The organism is Salegentibacter sp. UBA1130 (genome assembly GCF_002311535.1).
GTDB classification, from domain to species: domain Bacteria; phylum Bacteroidota; class Bacteroidia; order Flavobacteriales; family Flavobacteriaceae; genus Salegentibacter; species Salegentibacter agarivorans.
This window is the reverse complement of sequence record NZ_DCAP01000022.1, coordinates 1-14,893: the sequence shown is the minus strand read 5'-3', so window position 1 is coordinate 14,893 and position 14,893 is coordinate 1. Positions and strand designations below refer to the sequence as shown.

Here is a 14,893-nt window from a genome sequence, read left to right as displayed (position 1 = left end):
TAGTAACAAAATCCAGTGTTTGTTACTATTTTTTGTTTAAAATTGGCTGGAAAGTACATCTTGCATAGTGAAAACTCCTTGCTTATCCTTAAGCCATTCTGCAGCAATTACTGCTCCTAAGGCAAATCCCTCTCGTGAATTTGCGGTATGCATAATTTCTATAGAATCTATTTTAGATTTGTAAGAAACGGTGTGAGTGCCCGGCACATCTTCAATTCTTTTAGCTTTAATAGCGATTTCATCGGCAGCGGCGTGATCCAGTTGCCAGTTGTTCTTTTTATCGTTTTCAGCAATTACTTGTTGCGCAAGACTTATAGCCGTACCACTTGGGGCATCTTGTTTCTGGGTATGATGAATTTCTTCAATTTCTACGGCATAATCATCCATACCATTCATCATTTTGGCCAGTTTTTTATTCAGCTCAAAAAATAGATTTACACCTACGCTAAAGTTAGAAGCATAAATAAAAGCGCTGTCTTCTTTTTTGCAAATATCTACTGCTTTCTCATAATCATCTAACCAACCGGTTGTACCACAAACCACCGGGATATTATTTTCAAAACAGGTGGTAATATTTTTAAACGCTGCTTTTGGAACACTAAAATCTATAGCAACATCAATTTCCATTTTATTGATCTCGTAAGTATCAATATCTTCTTCAATTTTAAGAACAATTTCGTGACCACGGTTTAAAGCAATCTCTTCAATTGTCTTTCCCATTTTTCCGTATCCTAAAAGTGCTATTTTCATCTCTATAAAATTTTGATATTCTAATTAATTGGTAGTAATAAAAGCTTCCTAAAACTTATAATTTAAAGATAAACCGTAACGGGATTTCCCGGTAAAATTATCAAGCCCCATATTAGGTTGTAGCGTTAGGTCTTCACTAACATTAAATTGCTGTAAATGTGCGTCTACGTTGGCATCTATAATATTCAAGACATAAAATCCTGCGATTACCAATATCGAGATTTCTTTATTTCTGCGATAAAATTCCTGGGCTCTTATTAGACCATCATCAGATATTCTTTCTTCCCCATTTACAGTAAATTCATCTTTTCTACCTGCAAGCCGATTTTTATAAGCATCTCTATACCGGTTCCATTCTTTATTATTGTTTATATAAAAATAAACTCCGGTACCAATTCCTGCATATACCAAAGGGATTTTCCAATACCTGTCGTTATATGCCTGTCCCAGACCCGGTAATATAGCCGAGTAAAATGCAGCTTTAGCGGGTGCGAGGGCATTGTAAGGTTTATAATCTTTTTCTTTTGAAGTATCTGGCACTTCAGGAGTTTCAACCATTAAAGAATCTTCCTGGGCCGTAAGTGTAAAAACAAACAACAGAAAAAATACAGATAATAAAGCCCGATTATTCTTCACCCTGAATAAGTTTTTTTAACCTATTAAAATCTTCTTCGGAAGAAAAAGGAATACTAAGTTTTCCCGAACCTTTTTTAGTGACTTTTACATCTACTTTGGTTCCCAGGTATTCTGAAAATTCTTTAATTCCTTTTTTATAAGTAGTAGGAACTGCAGCCGTTTTCTTGGAAGTTTTTGAAACTTTTGAACCTTCGTTTACTTCACGCACCAATTGTTCAGTTTCTCTTACTGACAATGATTTTTGAAGTATTTTCTCATAAATATCCAGTTGCTTTTGCGGATCGCTAACATTAATAAGTGCGCGCCCGTGACCCATACTCATAAAGCCATCTCGCATTCCTGTTTGAATTATGGGATCCAGTTTTAAAAGACGTAAGTAATTAGCAATAGTAGAACGATTTTTACCAATGCGTTCACTTAACTGTTCCTGGGTAAGGTTTATTTCATCTATTAAACGTTGATAGGAAAGCGAAATCTCTATAGGATCCAGATCCTGGCGCTGAATGTTTTCTACCAAAGCCATTTCTAAAGATTCCTGGTCGTTGGCAATCCTTATATAAGCCGGAATAGTTTCTAAACCTACCAATTTTGAAGCACGATAACGGCGTTCTCCCGAAACCAGCTGGTATTTATCAAAATCCAGTTTTCTTACGGTAATTGGTTGAATTACTCCAAGTTCTCGTATTGAAGAGGCAAGTTCTTTAAGATTGTCTTCATTAAAACTTGTCCTTGGTTGGAAAGGATTTACTTCAATAGATTCTAAATCCAGTTCAACAATATGTCCAACCAGTTTATCGGCATTTTTATCTTCTGCAGATTGTATATCGTTTTGCGGATCTTTCAATAAAGCTGAAAGTCCACGTCCTAATGCTTGTTTTTTGGTCGCCTTCGCCATCTTCTACGAGTTTTTCTTTATAATTTCATGTGCCAGGCTCAAATAATTGCTGGCTCCTTTGCTGCCTGCATCATAGTTAATAATGCTTTCCCCATAACTTGGGGCTTCACTTAAACGCACATTTCTTTGAATGATTGTATCAAAAACCATCTCGCCAAAATGCTTCTGAACTTCTTCTACCACCTGGTTAGAAAGCCTTAAACGCGAATCGTACATAGTTAGCAATAAACCTTCTATGTCTAATTTATTATTATGAATTTTTTGAACGCTTTTTATAGTGTTAAGCAGTTTTCCTAAACCTTCGAGTGCAAAATATTCACATTGAATTGGAATTACCACAGAATCTGATGCTGTTAAGGCATTTAAAGTTAATAAACCCAGGGAGGGAGCACAATCAATCAAAATAAAATCATACCGGTCTTTTAAAGGAGTGATTGCTTTTTTAAGCATAGATTCCCTTTGATCCTGGTCTACCAGTTCAATTTCTATAGCAACCAGGTCAATATGAGCCGGTATGATATCTAAATTGGGAGAACTTGTTTTTTGAATGCAGTCTTCAGGAGCTATTGAGTCTTCAAAAAGCTGGTAAGTGCCTAATTCAACCTCTTCAACGTCAATTCCCAGGCCCGATGTAGCATTGGCCTGTGGGTCTGCATCTATTAACAATACTTTCTTTTCAAGTACTCCAAGCGAAGCGGCCAGGTTTACCGAGGTAGTGGTTTTACCAACTCCTCCTTTTTGGTTTGCAATAGCAATGATTTTACCCATTAAGTCTCTGTGATTTTTGAAGGGTAAAAATACAATTTATTACAGGTTTATAAAATGATTTTGTTAACAGCTTATACATAAAAAACCGATTGTTGCCGTAAATAGGTAACAATCGGTTTGATTCTGAAAAATTTGAATTGAAATAACTTCTATTTTAGACAGTTCTAGCTGCCTTTCTTAGATTTAATCATCGCTTCTAATTGATCCCACATTTCCTCCGGAATAGCTTCTAAGAGGTTAAACTGGCCTGCACCTTTAAGCCATTCTCCACCATCTATGGTAATTACTTCGCCGTTTACATAAGCTGAAAAGTCTGAAACTAAATAGGCGGCAAGGTTTGCCAATTCCTGGTGTTCACCAACTCTTTTTAGTGGTACTTTTTTAGCAAGATCAAATTTGTCTTTTAAATCTCCTGGTAATAATCTGTCCCAGGCACCTTTAGTAGGGAAAGGGCCGGGTGCAATTGCGTTGAACCTAATTCCGTATTTTGCCCATTCTACCGCTAAAGAGCGCGTCATAGCCAAAACTCCTGCTTTCGCAGTAGCACTTGGTACTACATAAGCAGAGCCTGTCCACGCATAGGTGGTCACAATATTAAGTACAGTTTTATCTTTTTGTTTTGTATCTATCCAATGTTTTCCAAGCGCCATGGTGCAGTTTTTACTTCCTTTAAGTACAATATCAATGATTGTATCAAAAGCGTTAGCGCTTAATCTTTCAGTTGGAGAAATAAAGTTTCCTGCAGCATTGTTTAATAAAACATCTATGCTTCCAAATTCTTTTAGAACTTCATCACGCATGTTTTCTACCTGATCGTAATGCCTTACATCGCATTGAACCGCAAAACATTTACCTCCGGTTTCATCTTCCAGCTCTTTGGCGGTGTTTTGAAGTTTTTCCAGGTTTCTGGAAGTAATGGCTACATTAGCGCCAAGCTCCATAAAGTATTTGGTCATTGCTTTCCCAAGGCCACTTCCTCCGCCGGTTACGATAATGGTTTTGCCTTTTAAAGCATCGTCACGAAGCATTTTTTTAGTAAAATCCATAATATATTTTTTAGTTGGTTAGTTTACTCACTAAGTGAGATTTAATATTTTAAGTCTTTTAATAAGTTATAAAACCTTCAAGGTTATTTTTATGAGTTTAAACTTCTTCCTCTATCAAAATTTCTAAAAGCTGAATAGCGGCATCGCTTATTTTAGTTCCCGGTCCAAAAACCGCCACAGCACCGGCATCAAATAAATATTGATAATCCTGCGACGGTATTACCCCGCCTACAATTACCATTATATCTTCACGTCCAAGTTTTTCTAATTCTTCAAGGACCTGCGGAACCAAAGTTTTATGGCCTGCTGCTAAAGAGGAAACTCCTAAAATATGTACATCGTTCTCTACAGCTTGTTTTGCAGCTTCTTTTGGGGTTTGGAAAAGCGGACCAATATCTACATCAAAACCAAGATCGGCATAACCGGTGGCTACCACCTTTGCACCACGATCGTGACCATCCTGACCCATTTTTGCGATCATAATTCGGGGTCTTCTTCCGTCCTGTTCGGCAAATATATCGGCCAGTTCCCTGGCTTTTTTAAACGAAGTGTTCTCTTTCATTTCTTTAGAATATACACCGCTAAAGGTTTGTACTTTAGCTTTATGCCTGCCGTAAACTTCTTCCAGCGCATCGCTAATTTCACCTAATGTTGCGCGATGTCTTGCCGCCTCAACAGCTAAACTAAGCAAATTCCCGTTTTCCTTTTCGGCGCATTCGGTAAGAGCTTTTAGCGCTTTTTCAACTTTTCCGGTATTTCTTTCGGCTTTTATTTTCTCTAGGCGTTCTACCTGTTGTTTTCTTACTGTCTGGTTATCTACTTCTAAAGTAACCAGCTCATCTTCTTTTTCGAGTCGGTATTTGTTAGTGCCTACAATAATATCGGTTTCACTATCTATCCTGGCCTGTTTTTTAGCTGCGGCTTCTTCAATTCGCATCTTCGGAATTCCTTCTTCAATGGCTTTGGTCATTCCGCCTAATTCTTCAACTTCTTCTATAAGTTTCCAGGCTTTTTCAGCAATTTCGTCGGTAAGTTTTTCAACATAAAAACTGCCGGCCCAGGGATCTACCGTTTTGGTGATCATTGTTTCCTGTTGAAGGTGCAACTGCGTGTTTCTCGCTATTCTTGCTGAAAAATCTGTAGGTAGTGCAATGGCTTCGTCCAAAGCATTTGTGTGTAAACTTTGCGTTCCACCAAAGGCTGCCGCTGCCGCTTCTATACAGGTTCGAGCTACGTTATTAAATGGATCCTGCTCGGTTAAACTCCAACCGCTAGTTTGCGAATGTGTTCTAAGCGAAAGTGATTTCGCATTTTTTGGGTTGAATTGCTTTACGAGTTTTGCCCAAAGCATTCTGGCGGCTCGCATTTTGGCGATTTCCATAAAATGATTCATCCCAATTCCCCAGAAAAATGAAAGTCGGGGAGCAAAACTATCTATATCCATCCCGGCTTCAAGGCCTTTTCTAATATATTCCAATCCGTCGGCTAAGGTGTAAGCCAGTTCAATATCGCAGGTAGCACCGGCTTCCTGCATATGATAGCCCGAAATACTTATGCTATTGAATTTGGGCATATTTTGAGAGGAATATTCAAAAATATCTGAAATAATCTTCATTGAAGGAGTAGGTGGATAGATGTAGGTATTACGTACCATAAACTCCTTTAAAATATCGTTTTGAATAGTTCCTGAAAGTTGTTCCGGTTTAACGCCCTGTTCTTCGGCAGCAACGATATAGAATGCCAAAACCGGTAAAACCGCACCGTTCATCGTCATAGAAACCGACATTTTATCGAGCGGAATCTGGTCAAAAAGGATCTTCATATCTTCGACCGAATCTATCGCAACACCGGCTTTTCCCACATCGCCAACCACACGTTCATGATCGCTGTCGTAACCGCGATGGGTGGGAAGATCAAAAGCAACCGAAAGCCCTTTTTGCCCGGCAGCAAGATTTCTTCGGTAAAAAGCATTGCTTTCTTCAGCAGTAGAAAATCCAGCATACTGGCGAATCGTCCACGGCCGACTAACATACATTGTACTATAAGGACCCCGTAAATAGGGAGGAATTCCAGCCGCAAAATTTAAGTGTTTTAGATCTTTGATATCTTCTTTTGAATAAGAAGGCTGCAAGTTGATTTCTTCCGGGGTTTTATAGGTGTTGTTTTCACCCTCTTTTTGCCGCTTGCCAATTGCTGGTTCTTTTAATTCTATATGTTGAAGATCTTTTCTTTGCATTGCTCTTTTTTTTAATTATTCGACCTTTTCCTGCTTTATTCTTTCCTGCTCAATTTGTTCACTTATACGTCTTTCCAGGATAGGTTCTATTAGAGTTTTACGCGGATTTTGCTTTAAAAATGGATACAATTCCAGTTCATCTTTCATTTTGTCCTGCGGATTTTCGAATTTATTAGTACCTATTAATACCAATTCTCCACTATCAAATTGTTCCTGTTCCTTTTTAGCGCTTTCCTTTATTTTTCGCTGAATAGCTCCTTCTTTTAATTGCTTTAAAAAGCCACCACCTTTCTCTATTTCTTTAAAAATATCTAGGGCCATTTCCGCAAATTGTTTGGTAAGGCTTTCAATATAATAAGCACCTTCGGCAGCATTGGCAACCTTGTCAAGGTATGCCTCGTGTTTCATCACTAGCAATTGATTACGGGCAATCCTGTCTCCAAACTCATTGTTTTTATGATAGATAGCATCATAAGGCATATTATAAACCGTATCGGCACCGCCTAAAACAGCGCTCATACTTTCAGTGGTTGTTCGAAGAAGATTTACGTTGAAATCGTAAAGTGTTTTATTTCTTTTGGTGGGTTGCGCCAGGATATGGCAGGTTTCCGGGATGTTGTATTCTGAAGCTAAAGTAGCGTATAGCCATCTTAGAGCTTTAATTTTTGCTATTTCGAAGAAATAATTTGGTCCGGAAGCAATTAGAAATTGTGGTTGTAATTTCTCGAAATTCGGGCTTTCCTGAAAATGGTTAAGATATTCGTTAACGTGCGCCAGGGCATAAGCCAATTGCTGTGGAATATTTGCACCGGCATTTTGATATAAAGCGGTATCTATACTGATTACCGATTTAAAATCTTTGGAATTAGTGAAAATACTGTTCAGGATTTCGTGGTCTTTTTGAAGATTATGGAACCAGTTTCCGGAACGGGCAAGGTTTCCTACAATATCAAATTGAAGAAAAACCTGATGCTGTTTTCCTTTAAAATACTCCCGAAAACGTTTGAAATAATTTTCAGAAAAAAAGCTGAAACTAAAGTAAATTATGGTTTTATCCAGTACTATTCCCTCCAGTAAATTTTCAATAGAAATTTCTTCATTTGGAATGATAAACCAAAGGCTTTCGGTTCCTTTGTTAAGAATTTCATTTGCACGCTTATTACTTTTTTCAACAGAAACTACGTATAATCTTTCGCAAATGTTCCAGTTTTTTGGAGAAGGTGTTTTTATACTTTCTTCAACATCTTCACCACTATAAAAAGGTTTTATATTAATTCCGTCCAGGGACTTATAAACGAGTTTCTCGTTATAATCGGCTCCTTTTAGATCAAATTGTATTTTTTGTTTCCATTCTTTTGCAGAAACTTCTTCAAATTCCTGAAATAATGATTCTTTCATTGTGTGGTTTTTCTGAAAAATTAATCCTGAATTGTATCGTATTCAATGATGAATATTTCTTCATTGGGACGTTTCATATAATATTGCTGGCGCGCAAATTTTTCCATCTCTACCGAATCCTGAAGCTGTTGTATGGTTGCTTTATCTTTGGAGATTTCATTTTTGTAATACTGCCTATTTTCTTCAAGCTCCTCTACTTCCTGGTTGAGTTCATTATGGACTAACCAGGAATTACTATCTAAAAATAGCATCCAGCCTCCAAAAATAATTATTAGCAGCACATATTTGTTGCTAATAATTTTAAACCATTTTTTGTTTCTTAATTCCTTTAATTTCACACCTTCTAACTTCAGTAACTAATTAAGATTGTTTTGGTTAAACCGTAAAACTTAAATTTTTCTCGGCTATTTGGATTAAAGATACAAAATTAGGTCAAGCGGTCTTTGATTATGGTTTGCACAATATCAACAGCAACGGTGTTATAACGGTTGGTAGGAATAATGATATCGGCAAATTCTTTGGTAGGTTCTATAAACTGCTGGTGCATTGGTTTCAGCGTAGTTTGATATCGCCATAAAACTTCATCTAAATCGCGCCCACGTTCAGAAATATCTCTCTTAAGTCGGCGAATTAGACGTTCGTCACTATCGGCGTGAACGTAGATTTTAATATCAAACATCTCCCTAATATCAGGATGGGCGAAGATTAGAATGCCTTCTACAATCACCACTTTCCTGGGTTGGGTTTCCAGGGTTTGTTTGGTGCGGTTATGTTCTGTAAATGAATATACAGGCTGCTGAATGGTATTGCCTGCTTTAAGCTCTTTTAAATGTTCAACTAAAAGATCAAAATCTATAGATTTTGGATGGTCAAAATTGGATTTAACCCGCTCTTCTTTAGCTAAATGACTTAGGTCTTTATAGTAGGAATCCTGGGAAATTACATCTACCTCTTCATTTTTTAATTCGTCTATAATTTGCCTTACTACCGTAGTTTTTCCACTACCGGTTCCACCTGTAATTCCTATAATGAGCATCTAAAAAAATTTGGGGCAAATTTAAACATTTGCCCCAAATTAGAAATAAATATGATGTTTTAATTCCTAAGCTTCGATCTTAGGATTATAAATTATTCAGCTTCCTCCAGGGGTAGCAATTTTACTATACCCGTTCCTTCAACAGCAGCGTAGATAAATCCGTCAGGGCCTTGTTGAACATCTCTTAATCTTCCAAGACCTTCCAATAATTTCTCACGTGTAGTTACTTCTCCATTTTCTATGGCTAAATGTTCTAAATATTGAAATTTAAGGGCACCCACTAAAAAGTTTCCTTTAAGCTCTGGATATTTATCTGAAGTTACTTTTTCAAATCCGCTTGGTGCGATTGATGGTAACCAGTAGGTAAGTGGGTTCTGAAATTCAGGTCCCGTTCTATCTTCAGTAATAGTAGTGCCATCATAATTTTCACCATAAGTTACTACCGGCCAACCGTAATTTTTTCCAGCTTTTACAACATTAATTTCATCACCACCTTTTGGGCCGTGTTCATTAACCCAAACTTCTCCGGTTTCTTCGTTGAAAATCATCCCCTGCGGATTTCTGTGTCCGTAAGAATAAATAGCTTCTATAGCGTTTTCTTCACCTACAAAAGGATTGTCTGAAGGTACGCTTCCGTCTAAGTTAAGTCGGTATACTTTCCCACCATCTCTTGTAATATCCTGCGGATTCACATCTCTATTTCCTCTATCTCCAATAGTAAAAAATAAATGACCTTCTCCATCAAAAACAATTCGTGATCCAAAATGTTGTCCTCTGGTAGAGTTAGGAGTGGCTTTGTATAAATCTTCGCGACTGGTTAGTTGATTGTTTTCCAGTTTGGCTCGCATTAAGGCAGTATTTCCCCCTTCGCTTTCACCTTCATCTGATGAATAGGTGATATAAACCCAATTATTGTTCTCAAAATCGGGATGAAGGGCGATATCCAGTAATCCACCCTGCCCCTGATTGTAAATTTCGGGACCTCCGGTAATAGCTACACGTTTACCATTTTTAAAATGATAAATATCGCCACCTTTTTCGGTTGCAAGGATGCTACCATCGGGAAGAAAATCAAATCCCCATGGAATTGTCATATTCTCTGCAACAACCTCGTGTTTATATTCATTTTCGGGAGAAACAGCTTCCGGCATTTCTTTTGGTACCGGGTTATCAGAATCCTGAGCATTTGTTTCTGTTGGTTCTTCCACCTCGGCTTTTTTATCAGATTTTTGATTATCTCCGCAGGCGGAAAAGGTAAAAATCAACCCCAATAATAATAAAATTCGCTTCATAATAATTTTTTTTGTGATTAGCTTATCCTGCATTGCCAGCAAGATTCAACTAAGATATAAAAAATCTAAAGTTTTTCTTGTAGACTGATAAGTTTTCTTATATTTGCACCCGCTTTGGGGGATATTAATTCACTCAAGTTGAAATTTTGAAGTTTAACAATAGTTTTTACTATTATAAACTTAAGTTATCGTGCCGAGCGCGATTAAAAAATTACTCGGGGTGTAGCGTAGCCCGGTTATCGCGCCTGCTTTGGGAGCAGGAGGCCGCAGGTTCGAATCCTGCCACCCCGACTTTTTGAGTATCAAAATAGCTCAAAAACCACCTAAATAAATGATTTTCAGTGCTTTTAGCAAAACTGGGAATCATTTTTTTTTGTTTGATATCAAATAAAATGTGACCTATTCGGTTACCTAATCGGTCACCTATTTTTTCTTACCTTTCAGTTGCCTTAGGGCTTTAGCGTGATTTGACTTCGACAATTATGTTAAATCGGTTACCTAAATGAAAGGCAATGAAAACAAAACCCACTTTTCGCATTCTCTTTTGGCTGAATTTGGCCAAGAAAAAAGATACTCTTGCACCTATTTATGCAAGGGTAACTGTCAATGGCCGTCGGGCAGAAATTAGTTTAAGACGACAATGTGACCCGGAATCCTGGGATGATCGCGCCCACAGGTTAAAAGGAAGAAACCTTGAAGCTACAGTTTTAAATAATTATCTGGACGCCAAGTATTCAAAATTATTGCAGTGTTATGAAGACCTGCTAAAAGAAGATAGAATTATAACAGCCAAGGCTGTCAAAGCCCGTTTTCTTGGGGCTGATGCGAATTTTAAATCCCTCCAGGAAATTCTTGAATATCATAAAACCACTATGGTTGATGTACTTAAACCAGGAACGCTAAAAAATTACGGGGCTACAGAAAAGTATTTGAGTGATTACCTTTCCTGCGAGCATAGAATCAAAGATATCTATCTTAAAAATATAGATTATCAATTCGTTACCAGTTTCGACAAGTTTCTAAGAAGAAAAAATGGGAAAAATGGCAAAAAGCAATTGAGTAATAACGGAATAATGAAACATATGGAGCGATTTAAGAAGCTCACCAATTTAGCCATTAAACTTGGTTGGCTGGATAAGGATCCATTCCGGGACTATAAAATGAAGTTTGAGAAATTTGATCGTGCTTATTTGAGCCAAAGAGAACTAGATTATATTGAGGAGACCCGATTCAGAAGAGTAACACTGGAGACCACCAAGGATATTTTTGTTTTTTCCTGCTATACTGGTATGTGTTATGGAGAGTTAAAAAACCTTACCCGGGATAATTTAATAAAAGGTGTAAATGGGAAAGATTGGATTTATAGCAGGCGGGAGAAAAGCAATGAACCTATAAAGGTCCCGCTTCTAGAAAAAGCCCGCAGTATTTTGTATAAATATGAAAACCCAACTTCAGAATTTCTATTACCGGTGTATAGCAACCAAAAAACAAATACTTACTTGAAGGAAATTGCAGACCAGTGTAAAATTCCTAAAAAGCTTAGTTTTCACGTTGCAAGGCATACTTTTGCTACAACGGTGACACTATCCAATGGGGTGCCCATAGAAACCGTTTCAAAGCTCCTGGGGCACACTAAATTATCAACTACGCAAATCTATGCCAGAGTAGTCGATCAAAAATTAGGAGATGATATGGATCAATTGCAATCTAAACTCTCTTAAATAAAAAACGATGAAACGATGCAGAAGTGATGCGGGTCCTAAGCTCAATGTTATTAAGGCTTTCGGGAAGATTTGCATCAAAGCAACAAATTCTGAATACAACAAAGGAGAAAAGCCTCCGATAATTTCTTCTTTTTTTGATGAATCGATGCCAGAGATAAATAAGACCAGTAATACTGGGGATTTTCAGCCGCATCATTTCCGCATCACTTTGTCATCAAAAATAAAACGATGCTGAATTTTGTATAGATTTTGCAGGTTTTGATATAAAATAAGCTAGTTAAAAAAGAAAAAATATGGTCCCAAATCTACCATAACTTACAGCGCTGGATCCTATGCTGTTTTTATAGCGTACGGGAAGTTAAGTGAAAAGTAAAAACAGCATAGGGCGCAAAACCTATTTTGTTTTTGTAATACCAGTAAATTTTAACCTATTTTCAGGGTGTTCCAGTCCATTTACTGGTAATCTCGCGTTCATTTCACTACTCCGGTATAAAAATACTGTCTAATTCAAATTAGTTTCACTGCAAATTTCAACGGTTTTATTGGGGCTTTCAGGCTATTTGAGGTAAGTTTTTTATTTTAAAACCTTTGCAACCATCGGGCGCAAAGCAAGATTGTCATTACAATGACACATCTTGCTTTCCTTTTCTTTAATGCATTTGGAAATCGAGCTACTAATTCAGTTTAATAATTACGATGTTTTACTCAAAGAAAAATTTTAACTGCCTAAGTTCGCCATCACTGAGATAATAAGATTTACTTTTTTCATCTTGAGCATTTTCCTTTTGCCGGCGAAAAGAAGAAATCTTGTAGATCAGGATGAACTGGTTTATTCCGCTTTCTTTATTTACTTCTTCCAGAACCGTCGCATTACCTTTTGTTGCCATTCATCTTCAAGCTTTTAAATTATAAAGGAGTTATAAAAGCATAGCGGTTATGCACTCCGGTTAATTTTAAAGCTTGTTTTTTAGCAGCAAAAGGTAAGGTGAAGCAAGAAGGTATAAAAAAACTCTGAAATCCTGATCGGTGAATTTTAGTTACCGCCCAGGCGGACTTGAGTCAAAAAGCTTTTCGACATTATTTTTTCAGTTTTTTAATATTCTAAGCTTTTTGACTCGTGTCCAAGACAATTAGTAATGAACCTCTTTTGCTGAAATGAAGCTTTTGCGAAGTGGAAGTAAAAGTGGTGAGTGGCATTTGATTTTATCAAAATGGGTACTATTTTAATACTAACTGGCTATAGCCCTCGTGATTTTACAGCTTCTTCCAGTGGGGTATATCCACTGAGGTGGATATATTTCGAGTTTTTCATTATTTAATATGCTTATAATCAGAATTTTAAATATTAGGGGAGTCAAATGACATCGCTCTGCGTGTCATCCTCTTGCTTACTCCCCCTTATTTTAATATGAACTAAACAAAAAAAAATTAGGTTGTATTCTTACTGAAATTTTAGGAGTTAGAATACAGTATAAGAATCAACTAATTAATTTAACAGTATGTTTGTTAACAATTTGACGCAACCAATCGAGAAAAAATGCATCTATTAAATAGAGTCATTAATTATAAGCCTCAATGCTACAATAAATACTCATGCTCCCGTTAATCAATAGTTTTATGAAAAAAATACTACTCATAGCATTTTTACTACTTCAAATTAGCGTTTATTCTCAAAATAATACCCAATGGAGTTTCGGTCTTGAATTTTCTACAGATAATTTATCATTTTCACGTGACGGTGACAGAACCGATTATATTGTAACTGACGGAAATATCAATGGATATGCAGTTGAATTTGATAAAAATAACTACAGTTTTGGAATTACCGCTGATTACTTTATTCAACAAAGTTTAGGGCTGTCCTCTGGAATTTTATATGCGAATAAAGATCTAATGGGAACTTACAATTGTGCAACTTGCGATAAATTTTATTCTTTTCCAATATCCGTGTCACAAACGTTAAAACAAAGATTTTTAACTATTCCCATATCAATCAATTATAATTTTTCAAAAGGAAAATTAAAACCAATTGTTGAAGGTGGATTAAATAACAATTTTGAAATAGAAAATGACTTAGATACAATAAGTAAAGGATATTTTTTAGAAGTATTTATTGGTGCTTCAATCTATTATGAATTTATTGAAAATTTGGAAGCAGGAATGGGCTATAATTATCAAGCTGCAATCAGTGATTTATATAAAACTGATGAATTTAATCTAAGAACAAATAGTTTCTCTTTTAGAATAAATTATCTCTTTAATTAAGTTTAATGCGAACTGAATTTTCATCTATACCTTCTTTCAAATTGACAAACTTTTTATTTCAAAGTGATATGAAAAAAATAATTCTCGTAATAATTACAGTTACAATTTTTATGGGCTGTTCGAAAAATGATGATGAAGAAGAAATTGACTGTTCACTTTATGATCCAATATTTCCTTCTTTATATGTCAGAATAGTTGATAGCACAGGGGCAAACCTAATCGATAACGGAACTATTGACCCAAATAATATTAGTGTAGAAGGCGATTTTCCCGGTGCTGGATTTCAATTTGTTCCTGAAAATGAATTGCTTAATTCTGATGCTGACCTAAGAGAGTTAGATAACTCACTTAGGTTATTTAATCCAAATGAATCGACATTTCAATACACTATTAATTTGGATGATATTGATAAAACTATTAAAATAAATTTTACCGCAGAACTAACAAGAATTCCTTGCGACATAACTTTTTTTAAACCTATTGAAGGTGTCTATAAAAACCAAGCTTTGGAATTACGCGAAGTTCGTTCACTTCAATTTGTTGGAGATCTAAAGATATAAACCCCTTGTAATAATTGTATGTTTTAAAATTCCTTATCTTTGATTAATTATTTAAATCATTCTCAAAGTTACCCATTCGGTTACCTGGAGGAAAGGAAATAAAGAAAAGTACTGCATTTACGGGTATTAAGGGAGCGGCAAATTCACCCTGCCACCCCGACTTAATATAAAGAGGCTGTCTGAAAAGGCAGCCTTTCTTGTTGGATTATTTTGAGGTTTTTATTATTTTATTGAATGAAAGCCAAAGCAGTATTTAAGACCTATGACCAGTCGCAGTTAAGTCTTTT

The 14,893-nt window shown here is 36.3% G+C and carries 14 protein-coding genes and 1 tRNA gene; 4 read left to right on the top strand and 11 right to left on the bottom strand.

What is annotated here, in order from left to right:
- Positions 1-36: 36 nt before the first annotated feature.
- The 10 genes from dapB to B4F31_RS08420 all read right to left on the bottom strand — a co-directional run bounded on the left by dapB (position 37) and on the right by B4F31_RS08420 (position 10,057).
- Positions 37-750: a 4-hydroxy-tetrahydrodipicolinate reductase gene (dapB, locus tag B4F31_RS08465; protein ID WP_286761078.1), complete on the bottom strand. Its 714-nt coding sequence runs from the start codon at positions 748-750 to the stop codon at positions 37-39.
- A 48-nt stretch (positions 751-798) separates the two neighbouring features.
- Entirely contained in the window at positions 799-1,386 is a 588-nt protein-coding gene (locus tag B4F31_RS08460; RefSeq protein ID WP_286761077.1) for a DUF5683 domain-containing protein, read from the bottom strand.
- Positions 1,376-2,281, bottom strand: a complete 906-nt coding sequence (locus tag B4F31_RS08455) for a ParB/RepB/Spo0J family partition protein (RefSeq protein WP_093302428.1) — start codon at positions 2,279-2,281, stop codon at positions 1,376-1,378. Before B4F31_RS08455 ends, B4F31_RS08460 begins: the two co-directional genes overlap by 11 nt.
- 3 nt (positions 2,282-2,284) lie before the next feature.
- On the bottom strand, positions 2,285-3,049 hold the full coding sequence (locus tag B4F31_RS08450) for a ParA family protein (protein WP_075326630.1): 765 nt from the start codon (positions 3,047-3,049) through the stop codon (positions 2,285-2,287).
- Positions 3,050-3,213: 164 nt separating this feature from the next.
- A complete protein-coding gene (locus B4F31_RS08445; protein ID WP_075326631.1) occupies positions 3,214-4,095 on the bottom strand; it encodes an SDR family oxidoreductase in 882 nt (293 codons plus the stop codon).
- A 97-nt stretch (positions 4,096-4,192) separates the two neighbouring features.
- Positions 4,193-6,331 (bottom strand): methylmalonyl-CoA mutase, encoded by a 2,139-nt coding sequence (gene scpA, locus B4F31_RS08440; RefSeq protein WP_286761076.1) that lies wholly within the window; start codon positions 6,329-6,331, stop codon positions 4,193-4,195.
- A 15-nt stretch (positions 6,332-6,346) separates the two neighbouring features.
- Positions 6,347-7,729: a methylmalonyl-CoA mutase subunit beta gene (locus B4F31_RS08435; protein ID WP_286761075.1), complete on the bottom strand. Its 1,383-nt coding sequence runs from the start codon at positions 7,727-7,729 to the stop codon at positions 6,347-6,349.
- Between the two features lie 20 nt (positions 7,730-7,749).
- Positions 7,750-8,067, bottom strand: coding sequence for an FtsB family cell division protein (locus B4F31_RS08430; protein ID WP_075326634.1), 318 nt, complete (start codon positions 8,065-8,067; stop codon positions 7,750-7,752).
- Between the two features lie 89 nt (positions 8,068-8,156).
- Positions 8,157-8,765 (bottom strand): uridine kinase, encoded by a 609-nt coding sequence (gene udk, locus B4F31_RS08425; protein ID WP_093302436.1) that lies wholly within the window; start codon positions 8,763-8,765, stop codon positions 8,157-8,159.
- A gap of 92 nt (positions 8,766-8,857) precedes the next feature.
- Positions 8,858-10,057, bottom strand: coding sequence for a PQQ-dependent sugar dehydrogenase (locus tag B4F31_RS08420; RefSeq protein WP_093302488.1), 1,200 nt, complete (start codon positions 10,055-10,057; stop codon positions 8,858-8,860).
- A 216-nt stretch (positions 10,058-10,273) separates the two neighbouring features.
- Between B4F31_RS08420 and B4F31_RS08415 the strand changes: the two genes are divergently transcribed.
- Positions 10,274-10,348 (top strand) — tRNA-Pro (locus tag B4F31_RS08415).
- Positions 10,349-10,569: 221 nt separating this feature from the next.
- Positions 10,570-11,778, top strand: a complete 1,209-nt coding sequence (locus B4F31_RS08410) for a site-specific integrase (RefSeq protein ID WP_286761074.1) — start codon at positions 10,570-10,572, stop codon at positions 11,776-11,778.
- Between the two features lie 704 nt (positions 11,779-12,482).
- On the opposite strand, the gene B4F31_RS08405 is transcribed toward B4F31_RS08410, so the two are convergent.
- The gene (locus B4F31_RS08405; protein ID WP_286761073.1) at positions 12,483-12,668 is read right to left on the bottom strand and encodes a hypothetical protein; all 186 of its coding nucleotides are present in this window, start codon (positions 12,666-12,668) and stop codon (positions 12,483-12,485) included.
- A gap of 730 nt (positions 12,669-13,398) precedes the next feature.
- Between B4F31_RS08405 and B4F31_RS08400 the strand changes: the two genes are divergently transcribed.
- Positions 13,399-14,046 (top strand): outer membrane beta-barrel protein, encoded by a 648-nt coding sequence (locus B4F31_RS08400; RefSeq protein ID WP_286761072.1) that lies wholly within the window; start codon positions 13,399-13,401, stop codon positions 14,044-14,046.
- 68 nt (positions 14,047-14,114) lie between these two features.
- Entirely contained in the window at positions 14,115-14,606 is a 492-nt protein-coding gene (locus tag B4F31_RS08395; protein WP_286761071.1) for a hypothetical protein, read from the top strand.
- Positions 14,607-14,893: the final 287 nt, after the last annotated feature.